The sequence below is a fragment of the Symbiopectobacterium purcellii genome, assembly GCF_019797845.1.
Taxonomy (GTDB): domain Bacteria; phylum Pseudomonadota; class Gammaproteobacteria; order Enterobacterales; family Enterobacteriaceae; genus Symbiopectobacterium; species Symbiopectobacterium purcellii.
Window position 1 is genome coordinate 2,238,956 of the sequence record NZ_CP081864.1, and the last position, 17,589, is coordinate 2,256,544.

The 17,589-nt window shown below is 51.9% G+C and carries 18 protein-coding genes, 1 tRNA gene and 2 riboswitches; of the genes, 6 read left to right on the forward strand and 13 right to left on the reverse strand.

The window, feature by feature from the left end:
* Positions 1 to 360 precede the first annotated feature (360 nt).
* From K6K13_RS10340 to K6K13_RS10350, 4 genes are all read right to left on the reverse strand, one after another.
* Positions 361 to 1,112 (reverse strand): IS5 family transposase gene (locus K6K13_RS10340; protein WP_252120469.1). Its coding sequence is split into 2 segments (ribosomal slippage): positions 361 to 779 and positions 779 to 1,112, totalling 753 coding nucleotides; the frame shifts between segments, so codons are not numbered across the junction.
* An 80-nt stretch (positions 1,113 to 1,192) separates the two neighbouring features.
* Complete coding sequence (locus K6K13_RS10345; protein WP_222160706.1) at positions 1,193 to 1,801, reverse strand: thymidine kinase; 609 nt, start codon at positions 1,799 to 1,801, stop codon at positions 1,193 to 1,195.
* Positions 1,802 to 1,854: 53 nt separating this feature from the next.
* Entirely contained in the window at positions 1,855 to 1,986 is a 132-nt protein-coding gene (locus tag K6K13_RS23440; protein WP_286206788.1) for a hypothetical protein, read from the reverse strand.
* Positions 1,987 to 2,067: 81 nt separating this feature from the next.
* The gene (locus tag K6K13_RS10350) at positions 2,068 to 2,259 is read right to left on the reverse strand and encodes a hypothetical protein (RefSeq protein ID WP_222160707.1); all 192 of its coding nucleotides are present in this window, start codon (positions 2,257 to 2,259) and stop codon (positions 2,068 to 2,070) included.
* A 161-nt stretch (positions 2,260 to 2,420) separates the two neighbouring features.
* Between K6K13_RS10350 and hns the strand changes: the two genes are divergently transcribed.
* Positions 2,421 to 2,828, forward strand: a complete 408-nt coding sequence (gene hns, locus K6K13_RS10355) for a histone-like nucleoid-structuring protein H-NS (protein WP_222160708.1) — start codon at positions 2,421 to 2,423, stop codon at positions 2,826 to 2,828.
* Between the two features lie 114 nt (positions 2,829 to 2,942).
* Here hns and galU read toward each other — a convergent pair whose 3' ends face one another.
* The 3 genes from galU to rssA all read right to left on the reverse strand — a co-directional run bounded on the left by galU (position 2,943) and on the right by rssA (position 6,136).
* On the reverse strand, positions 2,943 to 3,857 hold the full coding sequence (gene galU, locus K6K13_RS10360) for a UTP--glucose-1-phosphate uridylyltransferase GalU (protein WP_222161046.1): 915 nt from the start codon (positions 3,855 to 3,857) through the stop codon (positions 2,943 to 2,945).
* A gap of 236 nt (positions 3,858 to 4,093) precedes the next feature.
* Positions 4,094 to 5,110, reverse strand: a complete 1,017-nt coding sequence (gene rssB, locus K6K13_RS10365) for a two-component system response regulator RssB (RefSeq protein ID WP_222160709.1) — start codon at positions 5,108 to 5,110, stop codon at positions 4,094 to 4,096.
* A gap of 111 nt (positions 5,111 to 5,221) precedes the next feature.
* Entirely contained in the window at positions 5,222 to 6,136 is a 915-nt protein-coding gene (gene rssA, locus K6K13_RS10370; RefSeq protein ID WP_222160710.1) for a patatin-like phospholipase RssA, read from the reverse strand.
* A gap of 151 nt (positions 6,137 to 6,287) precedes the next feature.
* Here rssA and K6K13_RS10375 point away from each other — a divergent pair, with 151 nt between their 5' ends.
* The 3 genes from K6K13_RS10375 to K6K13_RS10385 all read left to right on the forward strand — a co-directional run bounded on the left by K6K13_RS10375 (position 6,288) and on the right by K6K13_RS10385 (position 7,988).
* Entirely contained in the window at positions 6,288 to 6,758 is a 471-nt protein-coding gene (locus K6K13_RS10375) for a YchJ family protein (RefSeq protein WP_222160711.1), read from the forward strand.
* A 140-nt stretch (positions 6,759 to 6,898) separates the two neighbouring features.
* Positions 6,899 to 7,747: a formyltetrahydrofolate deformylase gene (gene purU, locus K6K13_RS10380; protein ID WP_222161047.1), complete on the forward strand. Its 849-nt coding sequence runs from the start codon at positions 6,899 to 6,901 to the stop codon at positions 7,745 to 7,747.
* Between the two features lie 156 nt (positions 7,748 to 7,903).
* A tRNA-Tyr gene (locus tag K6K13_RS10385) sits at positions 7,904 to 7,988 on the forward strand.
* A gap of 119 nt (positions 7,989 to 8,107) precedes the next feature.
* Here K6K13_RS10385 and K6K13_RS10390 read toward each other — a convergent pair.
* Both K6K13_RS10390 and K6K13_RS10395 read right to left on the reverse strand, forming a co-directional pair.
* On the reverse strand, positions 8,108 to 9,271 hold the full coding sequence (locus tag K6K13_RS10390) for an MFS transporter (RefSeq protein ID WP_222160712.1): 1,164 nt from the start codon (positions 9,269 to 9,271) through the stop codon (positions 8,108 to 8,110).
* A gap of 104 nt (positions 9,272 to 9,375) precedes the next feature.
* Positions 9,376 to 10,002, reverse strand: coding sequence for a trimeric intracellular cation channel family protein (locus tag K6K13_RS10395; protein WP_222160713.1), 627 nt, complete (start codon positions 10,000 to 10,002; stop codon positions 9,376 to 9,378).
* A 22-nt stretch (positions 10,003 to 10,024) separates the two neighbouring features.
* A riboswitch (glycine riboswitch) is annotated at positions 10,025 to 10,133 on the reverse strand.
* A riboswitch (glycine riboswitch) is annotated at positions 10,134 to 10,226 on the reverse strand.
* 141 nt (positions 10,227 to 10,367) lie between these two features.
* Here K6K13_RS10395 and xthA point away from each other — a divergent pair.
* Positions 10,368 to 11,177 (forward strand): exodeoxyribonuclease III, encoded by an 810-nt coding sequence (gene xthA, locus K6K13_RS10400; protein ID WP_222160714.1) that lies wholly within the window; start codon positions 10,368 to 10,370, stop codon positions 11,175 to 11,177.
* Positions 11,178 to 11,223: 46 nt separating this feature from the next.
* Here xthA and K6K13_RS10405 read toward each other — a convergent pair whose 3' ends face one another.
* The 4 genes from K6K13_RS10405 to K6K13_RS10420 all read right to left on the reverse strand — a co-directional run bounded on the left by K6K13_RS10405 (position 11,224) and on the right by K6K13_RS10420 (position 15,304).
* Complete coding sequence (locus K6K13_RS10405; RefSeq protein ID WP_222160715.1) at positions 11,224 to 11,547, reverse strand: DUF1496 domain-containing protein; 324 nt, start codon at positions 11,545 to 11,547, stop codon at positions 11,224 to 11,226.
* The gene (locus K6K13_RS10410; protein ID WP_222160716.1) at positions 11,544 to 13,472 is read right to left on the reverse strand and encodes a DNA topoisomerase III; all 1,929 of its coding nucleotides are present in this window, start codon (positions 13,470 to 13,472) and stop codon (positions 11,544 to 11,546) included. The genes K6K13_RS10405 and K6K13_RS10410 overlap by 4 nt, the downstream gene beginning before the upstream one ends.
* 2 nt (positions 13,473 to 13,474) lie before the next feature.
* On the reverse strand, positions 13,475 to 14,026 hold the full coding sequence (locus tag K6K13_RS10415) for an NAD(P)H nitroreductase (RefSeq protein WP_222160717.1): 552 nt from the start codon (positions 14,024 to 14,026) through the stop codon (positions 13,475 to 13,477).
* Positions 14,027 to 14,290: 264 nt separating this feature from the next.
* The gene (locus tag K6K13_RS10420) at positions 14,291 to 15,304 is read right to left on the reverse strand and encodes a hypothetical protein (protein ID WP_222160718.1); all 1,014 of its coding nucleotides are present in this window, start codon (positions 15,302 to 15,304) and stop codon (positions 14,291 to 14,293) included.
* A 409-nt stretch (positions 15,305 to 15,713) separates the two neighbouring features.
* Here K6K13_RS10420 and sppA point away from each other — a divergent pair, with 409 nt between their 5' ends.
* Positions 15,714 to 17,564: a signal peptide peptidase SppA gene (sppA, locus tag K6K13_RS10425; RefSeq protein WP_222160719.1), complete on the forward strand. Its 1,851-nt coding sequence runs from the start codon at positions 15,714 to 15,716 to the stop codon at positions 17,562 to 17,564.
* Positions 17,565 to 17,589 lie beyond the last annotated feature (25 nt).

Sequence of the window (17,589 nt, forward strand, 5' to 3'; positions counted from 1 at the left end):
AAGCGATATACCCTAAATAATTCGCGTTGCAGGACAAAACGTTTACGTTTTGAACAGCGCTTGCGTTGGCCCTTTAGAGCGAGACGCATTTATGCGTCTCATAACGCGGCAAGAGAAGGCATCCCGATGAGCTTACTCAAGTAAGTGATTCGGGTGACAAATCTGCCAAGAGCAGATTTGTACGCCGCTAGCGGCGGCCTCGTAAGAGGTGAGGCCCTGGGATGGGCCGAATAACGAGCGTAGCCAACACACCTGCAACTTGACGTATGACGGGTATAATACCTCCCCCCAGTGACGCAGCGCGTCACTGGGGTTTTTTATCCACCTATTTTCTAGCAGCCGCCTAGGGGCTGTTGACAATTAACACAGCCAGACGAATGCAGCAGCGAGCGCAACGAATGATGCGAAGCGTTTTGAGAGTTTGTCGAAGCGTGTAGCTACGCGTCGAAATTGCTTGATACGGCAAAAGAAACGTTCGATCAAATTGCGTGAAGCGTAAAGATGTTTGTCCAGTGGGCGTTGCTCACGGCGATTCTCTTTGCTGGGGATGACAGCCTGAATGCCTACCGACTCCAGATATTGTAGAATCACATTCGTATCGTAGGCTTTGTCTGCAGCCAAGCTTGAAGGTTTCAATTCACCAAGTAAAGGCAATGCTTCTCTGGTGTCGCTCTTTTGACCACCAGTCAAACTAAAACGGGCAAGCATGCCCAGCCCATCAACCAGAGCGTGAATCTTGGTTGTCAATCCCCCGCGAGAACGACCAATCGACTGGTCACCGTTTTTTTGGGAGCGCCCGCTGCATGCTGATGAACCCGTACGATAGTGCTGTCGATGAAGATTTCCTCGAAATCGGCATCGCCCGCAAGTTCAGCAAAAACGGAATGCCATATTTCTGCCCGTGACCATCTGGCAAAGCGTTTGTACACACTGTTCCAGAGTCCGAAATCGGGTGGTAAATCTCTCCATGGGCTTCCAGTTCGGGCGATCCATAAAACCGCTTCGACAAAAAGCCGATTATCTGCTGCTGTTCGTCCCGGCTCCGAATCCTTTCCCGGCAAAAACGGGCTAATCCGTTCGTATTGGTCATCACTGAGCATCAATCTTGGCATTCTGCTTTTCCAAAAAAGACAGAATGTAAACAGATTCTTTTACAAAAAAACAGGTTCTTGGCGATGATTGTCAACAGGCCCTAGTGGCTATCTGCAGAGAGTGAAGCGTGGATTAATCCCAATGCGCTTTTATAGTGTTTACGGCAGACTGACACATAGCGCTCATTGCCCCCGATCACCACCTGCTCACCTTCGCGCAGCGGGTTGCCCTGCGCATCAAGTCGCAGTACCCTATTCGCTTTGCGCCCGCAATGACAGACCGTTTTCAACTCGATCAGCTTATCCGCCCAGGCGAGCAAATACTGGCTACCGGAGAATAATTCGCCCTGAAAATCAGTGCGTAGACCGTAGCACAGCACCGGAATATCCAATTCATCGACAATGTCTGACAGTTGATTCACCTGCTCGCGGGTTAGAAACTGGCACTCATCGATTAATATACAGTGCACAGGCTGCTCACGTTGCACATTAACCAACAAGGTCAACAAATCAGTTTCTAAATTAAACACCAGGGCCGGGGCGGAAAGTCCAATGCGCGAGCTGACCCGCCCGATACCATCGCGCTGGTCTATTTCAGCCGTTAAAATCAGCGTCCTCATCCCCCGTTCCTGGTAGTTATAAGAGGACTGTAATAATGCGGTAGACTTTCCCGCGTTCATTGCCGAGTAATAAAAATAAAGTTGTGCCATGTTTATAACCCCAAAAGAGCGCTTACCCGCGCAACGCGCGGCGGCGCATTGTATCATATTTTGAAATAACCGACGTGCCCACTGCCGATGCGGCCCCAAGGGCCGTGAGAGACAGCACAGTGGGATAACAACGCCATCACCGCCGCAATGGCGTGGGTAATCGGGGTATATAAAGCAATGGGCAATTGCGAAAATTCCTATACAGAGGAAAACATTAACAGCATGAGCGATATTTAGCGTAAATAATTAGCATTGTATGATATCGGTCAGAAAGGCATGGAATCGCCCTCTTCAGCGTAAGGGAACGAGTAACTTGATTTGTGTTTATCGACACCGCCAACCTGACAACCGGTAAACGTTACCGGGTATAAAAAATGCTTATATCGCTCTCTGTCCACATCACCGTTGACCGTTTTAACGCTGCGCCCAGAGTAATACTCAAGTAACAGGTATTTCATTTGTTAACACCGCAGTTTTATTTACCCCAGCGGCAACGTGATATCGGTTTTAAAAACGCCATTTTTTAACAATCTTACAAATTTGACTATTGCAGAAAATAAAATAGCCATCTATTATCACCCTACATACGCCACCAATAATATTATTTGAGATTATCACAATGAGCGAAGCACTAAAGGTTCTAAACAACATCCGTACTCTGCGCGCCCAAGCGAGAGAATGCAGCCTGGATACTTTGGAAGAAATGCTGGAAAAACTGGAAGTCGTTGTCAATGAGCGTCGTGACGAAGATAATCAGGCTCAGGCAGAAATCGAAGAACGTACCCGTAAATTACAACAATATCGTGATATGTTGATTGCTGATGGCATCGACCCGAATGAACTGTTGCAATCTTTGGGTGCAGCAAAAACACCGGGCAAAAGCAAACGCGCCGCACGCCCTGCAAAATATCAATATACCGATGAAAACGGCGAAGCAAGAACGTGGACTGGCCAAGGCCGCACCCCTGCCGTGATCAAGAAAGCCATTGAAGAGCAAGGTAAATCGCTGGACGATTTCCTGCTGTAATTCCCAATCGGAATTCTTGTGCTTATTTAACAAAAAACCCCGTTTAACGGGGTTTTTTATATCCATTTTTCGTGACGCTCCGCGAACCACAAGGCAAAGCGCCATCGAATCAGGTTATTTCACATCATTTTCATTAACGGTTTCATTAAGCCATGCAGCAAAATCATTACCCAGCGTATTGTGACGCAGGCCGTATTCTACAAATGCACGCATGTAACCCAATTTGTTTCCGCAGTCGTGACTGCCCCCTTTAAGGTGGTAAGCCTCTACGGTTTCTTTTTCCATCAACATGGCAATGGCATCCGTTAACTGGATTTCATTACCCGCTCCCGGCGGTGTTTTTTCCAGCAGAGACCAAATATCAGCCGATAGCACATAGCGACCGACAATGGCCAAATTGGACGGTGCCTCTGACGCCTTGGGTTTTTCCACGACGCCCACCATTGGCGCACTGTCGCCCGGCTGTAATGTTTGCCCTTTGCAGTCAACAACACCATAGCTGCTGACTTCTTCAACCGGTTCAACCATAATTTGGCTATGACCCGTTTCAGAAAAACGCGCCAGCATTTCACTCAGGTTGTCTTTTTTCAGGTTGGATTCAAATTCATCAATGATAACGTCGGGCAAAATAACGGCGACCGGCTCATCCCCGACTAACGGGTGTGCGCACATCACAGCGTGTCCCAACCCTTTTGCCAACCCCTGACGCACTTGCATGATGGTGACGTGCTTCGGGCAAATAGACTGAACTTCTTCCAACAATTGGCGTTTAACACGCTTCTCCAATATCGCTTCCAGCTCAAAACTGGTATCGAAGTGGTTTTCAATAGAATTCTTAGATGAGTGTGTAACTAAAATAATTTCGTTCAAGCCTGCGGCGATACACTCATTGACGACGTATTGAATGAGCGGCTTATCAACCAGCGGCAACATTTCTTTTGGAATCGCTTTTGTTGCCGGCAGCATCCGAGTCCCTAGCCCTGCGACGGGGATGACCGCTTTTCTAACTTTTTTATTCACCGTTGACATAACAACCTCTGATATACCGTTCAAATAATGAACTTTATTGCCGGGTTTAATTCGGGATACACCAGCCTGCTCGGCCAGAGACGACACCCGGTAAACGCGATGGCTATGATAAAAATAAAACAACGCTTTATATAGTAGGAAATAAAAATTAATTTCGAAAGCGAAGAGTATGCAACAAATTGCATGATGAGCGCCTATCAGACTATTCCGTAGGCCTCATCACACTGCGTTGGCATTCAATCTGCTGATAACATCAGTCGTAAGCGTCCACCGCGTCCCCATACCTGACATTCAAAAGCGGAGCACTCATGGTTTAATTGGTTAAGATATGCTCCATCGAGGGTGCCGAGTGGAATACCATTGTTTAACACCAACTGCTCCTCTCCCGCGTTCAGCATGGCATGCAAACCGGCTGAAATAAGAATGAGTCGTTGCAATCCTCGGTGATAGTAGCCCACTAGCAACGGGAAACGCCCATTAAGATTGGCCTGACGCAGCAATTGATTGACCTGTCGCAGCAATACAGGCAATTCAGGTAGACGGTGTTGCTGATTAGCCAGATGCTCTTGCAACAATCCGTTAAACAGTGTGCGCAGCAGCAAAGCCGCCAGCGTGCCGTTATTATTAGCGGCTTGTGTCACATCAAGACAATAGAACGCCAAATCATCATCAGACAATGCGGCAATATCCAGTACCAAACCCGGCTGCTCTAATGACGTCAATTGGCGGTAACGCACGCTGCAACCTGCTATTTTTTGATGCACCGGCGGCTGTAGCTGCGCCAGCAGTTTATTAACAGCATCTGGCGATTGATTGAGTGAATCCATATCCTCCATCAACTGCTCAACTTCACTCAGTTGAGAAGTAAACATGTCGGGATACATGCAGGTCATCACGGCCTCGCGCAAGCGCGCATAATCGCGGATAGGCTTAAGCATCACATCCTGTACGCCCAGACGCAGCACTTTGGCGACATCCCCCATCTGGCTGGTAGCAGACACCACCAGAATGGGCGTGCGATTATCTTGCAACCTGAGCGTTTCAACGAACTCAATGCCCCCCATCAGTGGCATTTCCAAATCGCACACGATCAAATCAGGGTGATAGCCTTGCATTACGGCCAATGCATCCACCCCATTGACAGCTTCACGCACAGACGCACCCAGCGATGTCAGATAGCCAGCGATCACGGAACGAAATACCGCCTCATCTTCAACAATCAATATGTGCTTATCTGTTAATGGCTGCCCCATTGATGACCTCATACGTCAACTTCATGCATATTCCCTCGCGTTGTTCGGCCTTAACCCCTGCCACTCCACACTTTTACCCTTTTTGACACTTATCAGGCGCCGCGTTTCGCATTAGCCTGCGTCTCGGTTTACCAGCAGTTGCAATTCATCCTGCTTTTTCTCAACGGCCAGTCGCCCTGCCGCAATCGCCTCATGCGCGCGATGAAAATCCAGCGTGGCGATTTGTGGACAATAGGGCTGCACCACCACATCAGGCGGGTCGCCAGCCATACGATGCATTTTTAAACGGTTTTCCAGCACCTGAATGGAGGCCGTCATGATATCCATCGCGGAAGGTGCACGGTTGGCACGCTGACGCTGCAACCCCATGGACAAGCGCTGCCGAAGCTTGTGCTGCCAGTTGAGCGGCGTCGAATCCGCATGCGTCTCCTCAGCCATCGCGGCCACCGACAGCATGTCGTCATGCCCCAGCGTGGCGTTATGCTGCAAATCCACGGCAATTACCACGTCAGCGCCCAGTGCGCGTGCCAGAGAAACAGGCACCGGGTTCACCACTGCACCATCAACCAACCAATAGTCATTGTGTCGCACCGGTGCGAGCAATCCCGGCATGCTGCATGAAGCGCGGATCGCATGGTGCAGATCGCCCTCGGTAAGCCACAGTTCTCGCGCTGTTGTCAGGTTGGTAGCCACCGCACCGAACTTGATAGCACACTCCTCTATCTGCTGGGTACGCAAGATGTGTCGTACCTGATTAAATACCCGATCGCCACGCAGTAACCCACCCCGCTGCCAAGATAGATCCATCAGGCGAATCACATCCCAATGATGAAACCCACTCACCCAGCGCGCCATGGCATTCAGTCGGTTAGTCGCATAAGCCGCACCCACTAAAGCGCCTACAGAGCAACCGGCTACCACATCGACCACAATACCCATTTCAGTCAATGCCTGAATGACACCAATATGGGCCCATCCTTTTGCCGCGCCCGATCCCAGCGCCAGGCCAATCTTTCTTTGCCTCATGATATCCTTCTCATCTCGCTATTCATTTTAGCGTACATTGCCACTCACCGAGATTGTTAGGTAACATATCGCCACGACGTTGAGTTATTTTCACGCAAATATCGATATTTTTTAATTTTTTTTACTATTGGCAATACACCCAGGAGTCACCGTGCCGCAAAGCTGTCCCTGCGGGAGTGGTAAGCAGTATACCGCATGCTGCCTTCCCTATCTGCAACGCACCGACATCGCACCAACGCCAGAAGCATTAATGCGTTCACGCTATTGTGCGTACGTAGCCCATGACGTTGATTATCTTATTGCTACCTGGGACCCTGCGCTTCAACCTGAAAAATGGCGGGCTTCAATCGCCGAAAGCGCCCAGGATACGCAGTGGCAACGCTTGAACGTGCTGGCTACCAGCCCAGGACGCGATGCGGATGAAGGATATGTCGAATTCGCTGCGCGCTATACCGACACCGCGCAGCCAGAGCGCACATCGCTGATGCGCGAACGCTCACGCTTCCTTCGCCGCCTCGATCGCTGGTACTATGTGGATGGCGTACATCTGCAAACTGGCAGAAACGATCGCTGTCCATGCGGTTCGGACAAAAAATACAAACAGTGCTGCGGGCGAAGATAGGCGCGTAGTGTAAGGCAAAAAATGTAACCCGGTGGCATGCTTCCCCTTATCGCGGCGATAAAACGCACGAACGTGGCAGCTTTCGGGGATGATGACAGACGAATTTGGACAGGGTTCTTATTTCCATGCAATCCCAAACGATGCAATCTCAGGCAATACAACGAAAAGTGTTGCGTACTATTTGCCCCGATGCGAAGGGGCTTATCGCGAAAATTACCAATATCTGCTACAAGCATGAATTAAACATTGTGCAGAACAATGAATTTGTCGATCACCGCACCGGGCGCTTTTTCATGCGTACTGAATTAGAAGGGATCTTCAATGACACGACGCTGCTGGCGGATTTGGACGGCGCGCTGCCGGAAGGTTCCGTGCGTGAACTGAGCGATGCGGGCCGTCGTCGCATCGTGGTTCTGGTCACCAAAGAGGCGCATTGTCTGGGCGATTTGCTGATGAAGAGCGCCTACGGTGGCCTGGATGTTGAGATTGCCGCCGTGATTGGCAACCACGATACCTTGCAGACGCTGGTTGAGCGTTTTGATATCCCGTTCCATCTGGTGAGCCATGAAGGGCTTTCGCGCGAAGCACACGACCAGCTGATGATTGAGCAGATTGACGCCTACAAACCGGATTATGTGGTATTGGCCAAATACATGCGCGTATTGACGCCTGCTTTTGTGCAGCACTATCCGAATCAGGTGATCAACATCCACCACTCGTTCCTGCCAGCATTCATCGGTGCGCGTCCCTATCATCAGGCCTATGAGCGCGGCGTGAAGATTATCGGTGCGACTGCCCACTATGTGAACGATAGCCTGGATGAAGGTCCGATCATTATGCAGGATGTGATCAACGTCGATCACACCTATACCGCCGATGACATGATGCGTGCAGGCCGCGACGTCGAGAAAAACGTCCTTAGCCGCGCCCTGTACCGCGTGCTGGCGCAGCGGGTTTTCGTTTACGGTAATCGCACCATTATTCTTTAAGCCGCTGTTTTTCCACTCAACGCTGAGTGGAAAATCCGCAAGGCGTGTGAAAAAACGGCAAACAAACGCCTTTTTTTGCCTTCAGGCTTTACAGGGGCGCCGCATTTGATATGATGCGCCCCGCTTACCAAGAAAGCGCACAATCAGTTAGGCCATGGTGGGGTTCCCGAGCGGCCAAAGGGAGCAGACTGTAAATCTGCCGTCACAGACTTCGAAGGTTCGAATCCTTCCCCCACCACCATCTAGCAACGCCTGTTGCACCCGTTTATCTCTCTCGTTTATCCTAATTCCTGTTCGCACCTGACGTTCACGCCCTATCCTTCTAACGCTTTTTGTTCATGGTGTTTACCATACTCTTTTTTACACACAAAAGAGTATGGTAAACACCATGAACAAGGTCAGCACGGCCAGTGTAACCAGCGTCAAATCCGCCCCGATAAATCCCAGAGAATATCCGGCCACCAGGCTACCAACGCCAGCGCTGATTTTCACCAACGTCCCGCTCACCGCAGAAATCCTTGCCGCCAGTTTGAGCGGCATCTCCTGAAGGGTGAATACGTTATAACTGACATTCCATATCCCCCCCATGATGGCTTTAAAGACAAACAGCACAAAAATCGACACCGGATCGGTAAAGACGAGAAACCCACAGAAAATCAGCACGCGAGCCAGATTGACAATGAGAACCAACTGCCTGAGCGACAATAGGTTAATCACTTTGCGTGAAATAAAGCTGCCGATAAGACCGCCCGCCCCCAGACCAGAAAGCACCAGGCCGGTTATTTCAAAGGCGGTATTTTGTGCTTTCAGGCTCCATATCACCGTCAGATAGAGAATAGGATGTAAAAAATTGTTAAGCGCGGTCAGTGCAACGATGACGCTAAACAATTTATTGTCGCGCAACCAGCGAAATGCCTGTTGGATATCAGCGCCCACCGAGGAATGCGCAGCACGTGCTGTCGGGGGGGCATCAATACGCATCAGGAACAATAAGCACACGGCTAACAGCGAAAAGAGCAGATTGACGGAATAGGGAAAGAAAATATTCACAGAGATCAGATAGCCGCACAATGCTGGCGCAACAAGCTGAACGGCTCGGGTTCTGATCTCGTAGGTTGACAAGGCTGACGTAGAGGCGTGTCCCTGAATCAGTCCCTTGATGACCACAGGTTCAGCCACTTCAGTAAACACGGTGAATATGCCATAAGCGAGTGAAACCGCCATAATCCACCAGAAGCTGGCATCGCGAAACAACATGAGCAACAGGATAAACAGCGCCAAACAGAAAATGCGCCCACACTCGCTGCATTTTAGCACGCTGATCTTGTTTGATTTTTCTATGAACGGTGATGATATTATTTTGATAAAAATCACCGGGCAATAAAAAGCAAACACACACCAGCTTATCTGCACCGGGTCGAGGTTGAGACTCAACGCCAGCAAAGGTAGCGTGATGTGGTAAATTTCAATTCCCAGAAGTGAAAACGCAGAACTTGCGACAAAAACGTTAAAATTGTTCTTCATAGGGTCCTGGTAGCAGAATACGATCAGATCCGTCTGCCATAGTGTTATGAAGAAGCCACGTTACACCGTTTTGTGACCGATTACGGTGCGGTTCAGCACATCTCTCAGGCTTTTCCTTTCCAACTGCCCGGCGAGTAAGAAAACACCGGCAACTGCCATGACCAACGGATCGCCGCCAAACGCAGCGACAGCCCCAGCGTAAACGACACCAGCAGATTAATATCGTGGTTGATCTGTAACGCTTTCAGCCCGAGATACAGCAGCGCCACCAGCAGTGAGACGCTGGCATAGAGCTCTTTACGGAGTACCATCGGCGTACGGTTGCAAAAAATGTCGCGCAGAATACCGCCGAAGATCCCGGTGACAATCCCTGCCATAATGACCACGGTAAAGGAATAGTTCAGCTTCAGCGCCACATTGCAGCCGATAATGGTAAAGGCAATCAGCCCCATAGCGTCAAGGATCAGGAACAGTCGATGCAGGTGATGCATGATGCGGGCAATCACGATAGTGAACAGGTCTGCACCAATCGTCAGATAGATATAACCGGGGTGTTGCGTCCAGCCGATGGGATAGTTGCCGAGCAGGATGTCACGAACGGTGCCACCGCCCAGTGCGGTGATAAAGGCGATCATCGCCACACCGAAAATATCCATGTTCCTGCGTCCGGCGGCCAATGCACCAGACATGCCTTCTGCGGTAATTGCGATCAGATAGATGTAAGTAAGCACACAAATTTTCCTGTGAAATGTGCCTCTCCCCCTGTCCGTTTTACCTGAGAGTTTATGCAGCTTACGCCGCTTGCCCCTTCGGTGGGTGGCTACGCAGAAACAGCGCGCACACCGCTCTCAAGTCGGCGTATCAACAAAGTGCAGTAAGGTGGCCTGAGCGATTATGGGAGTTTGCGCCTTCGGCGGGTCGCGCGTTGCGCGGTCCTCTCTCCTGCGAGCTGCGAAGTATAAGGGCTTACTATCGCTACTTCAACCTTCCGTTCGCTCAACAGACCGCGATATCATCCGCCGGGCGCCTCTGGCGCGACCTTTGCCGGTTTTTTCTGATACCATCAGCGTCACAATTTCCTGACATGGCAGTGACGATGAAAGTTGTTTCTTTTAATATCGATGGGCTGCGTGCCCGCCCTCACCAACTGGCCGCTATCATCGCCCAGCATCAGCCGGATATCATTGGCTTGCAGGAAACCAAAGTACACGATGATATGTTTCCCTTCGAAGAGATACGCAAGCTGGGCTATCAGGTCTACTACTACGGGCAAAAAGGCCATTATGGCGTCGCGCTGCTGTGTAAAGAGACGCCGATTGCCGTGCGCTACGGCTTTCCCAGCGATGAACCCGATGCGCAGCGACGCATCATCATGGCGGATTTCGCCACGCCCGCTGGCACGCTGACCGTTATCAATGGCTATTTCCCGCAGGGAGAGAGCCGCGACCACCCGGTGAAATTCCCGGCCAAAACGCGCTTTTATGCCGACTTGCAGACCTATCTGACGCAGCATCACACCCCGGAGCAACCGCTGATCGTCATGGGGGATATCAATATCAGCCCAACAGATCTGGATATTGGCATTGGTGAAGAAAACCGTAAGCGCTGGCTGCGCACCGGTAAGTGTTCATTTTTACCCGAAGAACGTGAATGGATGGCGCGCCTGCTGGGATGGGGATTGGTCGATACCTTCCGCGCGCTGGCGCCAGACACTACCGACCGCTATTCCTGGTTTGACTACCGCTCTGCTGGTTTTGACGACAATCGCGGCCTGCGCATCGATGTGATCCTCGCCAGTCAGGCATTGGCGACGCACTGCACAGCAAGCGATATCGATTACGACATCCGCAGCATGGAAAAACCCTCTGACCACGCGCCGATTTGGGCCACGTTCACCGGGCTCTGACACCTTGCACGGGCAGCCGTTCACGACTGCCCTGTCGCTAATACCGTTACTGTTTCAGCACTTGCCAGATCAGATTATTCGTCCCCAGCGTTTGCCTGTCACGCGTACACTGCAACAACACCCCTTCCGTTCGCACCACAGCGCCTTCCGTATAATTACGGTTCTCAAACACGCAGCAACGCATACAGTTGTTTTGCGGCTCTCGCCGCGTCGAACCGTTGTTATCGCCCCAAATCACACTGGGCGGTACGCCAACCACGATATCCGTGTTGCCCCGCGAGGGCACGGGCAGGGTCGTCGCGGCAGATTGCGCCCACACGGGCAGAGAGACCAGCGCGCCGACAAACAACATCACCTGTGATGATTTCATCCGTTCTGCTCCTTCGCGGCCTTTTTCGCCGTGGGTTTACGTGTTTTTTTCTGCGTTTTTTGGGGTGCTTGCAGTCCGCGAAACGCCGATGCGGACCGGTTTTGTCGCGCTTGCGCTATCAATCCACTCAAGGTTTCAGTGAGCGGTTGCATAAAATCCTGGTAACGACGCTGTTTTTCGCTGATCAGCGTCAACGTGGCTTCCCAATTGGCGGTCATATCCGGCAACGCTGCGCTAGGCGGTAATGCATGAATCAGCGCCCGCCCCGCTTCGCTAGCATGAATATAACGCCCTTTTTTAAACAGAAAGCTTCGTTTAAAGAGTAGCTCAATAATGCCTGCACGCGTGGCTTCGGTACCGAGGCCATCGGTTTCACGCAATATTTTCTTCAGCGTTTTGTCTTGCACAAAACGGGCAATGCCGGTCATGGCAGAAAGCAACGTGGCATCGGTAAACGGACGTGGAGGCTGGGTTTGCCGCTCTACCACCTCACCTTTTTCACACAGCAGCACATCCCCTTTGGCGACCACCGGCAGCGGCAAGCCATCGTTTTCGTCGTCGCGCTCCTTGGCGCCCAGTAGCGCACGCCAGCCTGCATCGGCAAGAAAACGGGCTTTGGCAATAAATTTCCCCCCGGCAATATCGAGGGTAATGACGCATTTACGAAACACCGCATCAGGACAAAACTGCATCAGATACTGCCGGGCAATCAGCCCATACACCTGACGCTCGTTCTCACTCAGCGATGCATTGGCGCTGCGCGCGGTGGGAATAATCGCATGGTGCGCATCAACTTTGCTGTCATCCCAGCAGCGGTTACGACGTTCAAGGTTGACGACCGGTTGCGGCAATAGCCCGGACGCATGCACCGTAATCGCATTGATAACCGCATGACGCCCAGCAAAATGCTCTTCAGGCAGGTAACGGCAGTCCGAACGCGGATAGGTAATCAGTTTATGGGTTTCATACAAGCGCTGACAGGTATCCAACACTTGTTGTGCGCTAAGGCCAAAGCGTTTGGCAGCTTCGATCTGCAATGCGGAAAGAGAATATGGCAGCGGTGCCGTTTCCGATTCGCGTTTATCACTGTAATCCGTTACGGCGGCAGGCTGTCCAGCAATGCGCTTGACCACATGCTCAGCCAACGAGCGGTGCAACAAACGCCCTTCTTCATCCTGATACGGCTCACAAGATTCGCTCGGTTGCCACAGCGCCACAAAGCGTTCATCGGCAGGCGTGACAATATGCGCCTTGACCTCAAAGTAATCCTTGGCGACGAAATTTTCGATCTCTTCATCGCGACGCACCACCAGCCCCAGCACCGGCGTTTGCACTCTGCCGACGGAGAGCACGCCGTCATAACCGGCATTGCGCCCCAACAGCGTGTAGGCACGGGTCATGTTAATACCGTAGAGCCAGTCAGCCCGCGAACGCGCCAGCGCCGATACGCACAGCGGTACAAAGTCGCGGTTATCGCGTAGACGTTCGACAGCTCGCGTCACCGCCTGCGGATTGAGATCGTTGATCAGGCAGCGCCGCACCTGCTGACGTTTTTCCGGCGCCAGCGCCAGATACTCCAGCACCTCATCCACCAGCAGTTGTCCTTCACGATCCGGGTCACCGGCGTGGATCACCTCCGTCGCCTCCCCCAACAGCTTCTTGATGGCATTCAGTTGCTTGCTCACTGAGGGACGCGGCATCAACAGCCATTTTTCGGGGATAATCGGCAGATCGGCCAACGACCAGCGTGCGTAGCGGGCATCATAGGCATCAGGCTGAGCCTGCTCGAGTAGATGCCCGACGCACCAGGTAACGACATCCTGTGAACCACAGGCGATGTAGCCGTCACCTCGCCGATGCGGTTTAGGCAAGATATCGGCTATCGCTCTGGCGAGGCTGGGTTTTTCAGCAATAAACAGGCGCATTATCAGAAATAGCGAACAAATTTTTCCGTGTCCAACGGCACAACCGTGGTGGACGCTTTCAGTTGCGGTGTTCCCAAATAGAGAAACCCGACAATTTCATCTTGTTCGCGGCAGCCAAAGGCTTCACGGACCTGTTCGTGCTCAGTCCACAGACCGCTGCGCCAGATACCGTTGAAACCCTGCGCCAGTGCAGCCATTTGCATCGCTTGCACCGCGCAGCCCGCGGAAACCACCTGCTCCCATTTGGGCACCTTGGGATTATCTTCGCAATGTGCAATCACGGTGATGACCATTGGAGCGCGAAACGGGGCCTGACGGGCTTTATCTTGAGCAGCCGCGTCAAGGCCTTCCTGTTGAGCCGCGGCGTATAAAACCTCACTCAGGCGGGCCAATCCCTCATCCTGAGCAATCACGAAACGCCACGGTTGCAGGGTGCCGTGATCGGGCGCGCGCATGCCGGCATGAATAATGTTGGCTAACGCGTCGCCTTGCGGTGCCGGAGCAGCCAAACGCGAGGCAGAACGGCGGTTGAGTAACAAGTCCAGTGCATCCATCCTTTTTCTCCTGTAAACGGTCTGCATGAAAAATAGCGCCAAGCGTTGCCATCGCCTGTTAGTGCGCGCCACGGTATCACAACTCGCGGTGCGTCAGTAACGGTTTTGTGGCAATCCTATCATAGCGGATGCCGGTGATAATGCGGGGAGATTCTGATTGTTTCCGGCCCTGTTCAGACGGTTGACGTAGGGTGATGGGCCAGCATGAACAGTTGCCTGCGCATTCGAACCGTGACCGGAAGCACGCTCAGTGCCGCACTGCTATCACTTCGTGTCGTGACGCAAGTGATACACCGTTAGTTGATTCCAAAAGTCGAGGCCAATCAACTTGTCATTTCCTGCGCGGCGAAAGGCAAATGCACCGCCTTTATTGTGACCGATACGAATAATGCCTTTTTCTTCTTGTGCGTTAACCGGTGCAATACCGCGCATGTTCACCCTACCGTCTTCGGCAAACGTGATATCCGGATCGCCCGTTTCGCGCAGGGCAAAGGCTCCTACGGGAATACCCGATACCGGCGACGCGATGTCCTGCTCTGTCAATGAGGCCAGATTGGCCACTTTCTGGCACGATGAACCATCATTGATCGGCGCGGTACAGGCAACCTGCAAAAGGTCACGGGCCGCCAGGTATTGTCCGCTACGCCACTGCGCTTTGGCCGCTTCAGTACACAGTTTGGCCGAAATACCGCTGCGGCACACTGTGGCCATGATATCGGTATATTCCTGTACCGGTGCGGCCGGGATGCCTGCAATGCTTGCCAACGGTGACTGGCCCGATTTTTCTGCAGAGGTACGCGCTTCCCACCGGCTACACGCTGAATCAATGTGGTCTTCACATAATTGTTTTAACTGAGCAGTATCAACCTCATACAGCCTTTTTTTGCAAGCGAGCAGGTCGTTCCAGCAGGTTTTGCCTATCTCGGTTTTCGGCGGCGGCAGGTTGGTCAGACAGGGTTGCTCTTCCTTGAGCACATAATTAACTTTGAACATCGGGTCGGTAATGGTTTTACCGTCAGCAGACACCTCCATAGTAGTGTCTACCAATTCCCCCAGCGTAACCCGCTTGAGTTTACTTCCCGCTAAGCGGTACTGATGCAACGCAGTCTCAGTCGCAAACGATTGTTGTAGCAACTCGTGATTTAACACACGAATCTGGCTTCTTGGTTCTTGGTAAATGCCACAGGTCAAGCCAGAAACCGGATCGGACAAGGCGGGGAATGACAGAGAGGTCAATAGCAAAAGGAACAACACGCGGACGTGCGTTAAAAAAGACATGGTTCACTCCATTCATAATAATGCACTTCACCCGATCGCTTCAGGCAACATGATAATAATAAAAGTATTATTTTCCAGGGGCGAGCATTTTTCCCCTGAAATGCCATTACCAGATTCTGCGCGTTATTCTTCATCTCTCGCCCACACGCCTCTATTCCTCCTCCGGCAGTCTTCACATCACGCCCTGCGAAAAAATGTTGCCGCTCAGGCAATCGCTTTTCTTTACAAAATAGACACATTTTTATCAACGAAGGGTACTAATGAAGTTGGCATTTTCCTATACGCTCATTAGGATAGAGAGTAAGTTCGCTCTTATTAGCGTGAATGTCGCGGGGCAACCCTTTATTGCTCGCTTTGCCATTAAAAGGAACAGCGGCAGGTATTATGTTTGGCGTTTTTTGGAGATAACATGCGCACACTGTGGCGAATCTTTAGCGGACTCTTCAAGTGGACTTGGCGTCTGCTCAATTTCACCCGTGAGTTTATTCTTAATTTGTTTCTGATTGTGTTGATTCTGGTGGGTGTCGGCATTTATGTGCAGTTCAAAAATGCGCCAGCTCAAACACCTCAGGGCGCGCTGCTCGTTGATATCACCGGCGTTGTCGTCGATAAACCGACGGTTAATAATAAACTGCGCCAGTTAGGTAGAGAAATTTTTGGTGCTTCCAGCAATCGCCGTCAGGAAAATTCGCTGTTCGATATTGTTAATACGATTCGTCAGGCCAAAACCGACAGTAATATTACCGGTATGGTGCTCGATCTAAGCGATTTCGTCGGTGCAGACCAACCCTATCTACAATATATCGGCAAAGCATTGCGTGAATTCCGCGACAGCGGCAAGCCCATTTTCGCGATCGGTGACAGTTACAGCCAAACGCAATACTATCTGGCCAGTTTCGCGACCAGCATTTCACTCACCCCGCAGGGTAACGTCGATCTGCGCGGTTTCGCCACCAATGGCCTCTATTACAAATCGCTGTTGGAAAAGCTGGATGTGACCAGTCACGTATTCCGCGTCGGTACTTACAAGTCAGCAGTGGAGCCTTTCCTGCGTGATGATATGTCCCCTGAAGCGCGTGAAGCCGATATGCGCTGGGTGGGTGGATTATGGCAAAACTACCTGAATACGGTTGCCGTAAACCGCCAAATTACGCCGCAACAGCTGTTCCCCGGTGCCAGCGCAATTATTGCCGGCCTTCAGGCCGTGCAAGGCGATCCGGCACGCTATGCGCTGGAAAACAAACTGGTGGACGAAGTGGCATCACGTTCGTTCATCGAACAGAAGCTGGTAAAAACCTTTGGCTGGGACACCAAAAATCAGAGTTTCAACTACACCAGCATTTACGACTACACCGAGAAACCGACCACTCAAAGCGGCGCTGAAATCGCGGTGATTTTTGCCAGTGGCGCCATTGTTGACGGTCCGGAAACCCCGGGAGTGGTCGGTGGCGATACCACGGCGGCCCAAATTCGCCAGGCCAGACTGGATCCTAAAATCAAGGCGATCGTGCTGCGCGTCAACAGCCCCGGCGGCAGCGTAACCGCCTCAGAGAAGATTCGCGCTGAGCTGATGGCGGTACGCTTGGCTGGCAAACCGATCGTGGTATCCATGGGCGGTATGGCCGCCTCCGGTGGCTACTGGATCTCCACGCCGGCGAACGCGATTATCGCCAGCCCGAGCACCTTGACTGGCTCGATTGGGATATTTGGCGTGATCACCACCTTTGAAAATACCCTTGGGTCTATTGGCGTACATACCGACGGCGTGGCAACCTCACCGTTAGCGGATCTCAGCATCACCAAAACGCTGCCGCCCGAGTTTGCTCAGATGATGCAAATCAGCATCGAGCGCGGTTATAAAAACTTCGTCGATCTGGTTGCACAGTCACGCAAGAAAAGCCCGGAAGAGATTGATAAAATCGCCCAGGGGCACGTTTGGACCGGTGATGATGCCAAGACCAACGGGTTGGTCGATCAGTTGGGTGACTTCGACGACGCCGTCAAAAAAGCCGCTGAATTGGCCAAGTTGGGCCAATACCAGCTCAACTGGTTCGAAGAACAGCCAAGCCTGCTGGATATGATGCTAAACCGCGTCAACGCCGCCGCCCACGCCTGGTTACCTGCCCGACTTCAGGCCATGCTACCTGCGCCAGTAGCGCAGTTGGCTGAGGTGGTGCAAGCACAACCGGCTTTGCTCAACACGTTTAACGATCCGCAGCATCGCTATGCGCTGTGCATGGCCTGCGGTGAAGTAAAATAAGACAACGTCACACAGGGTTCTCCCT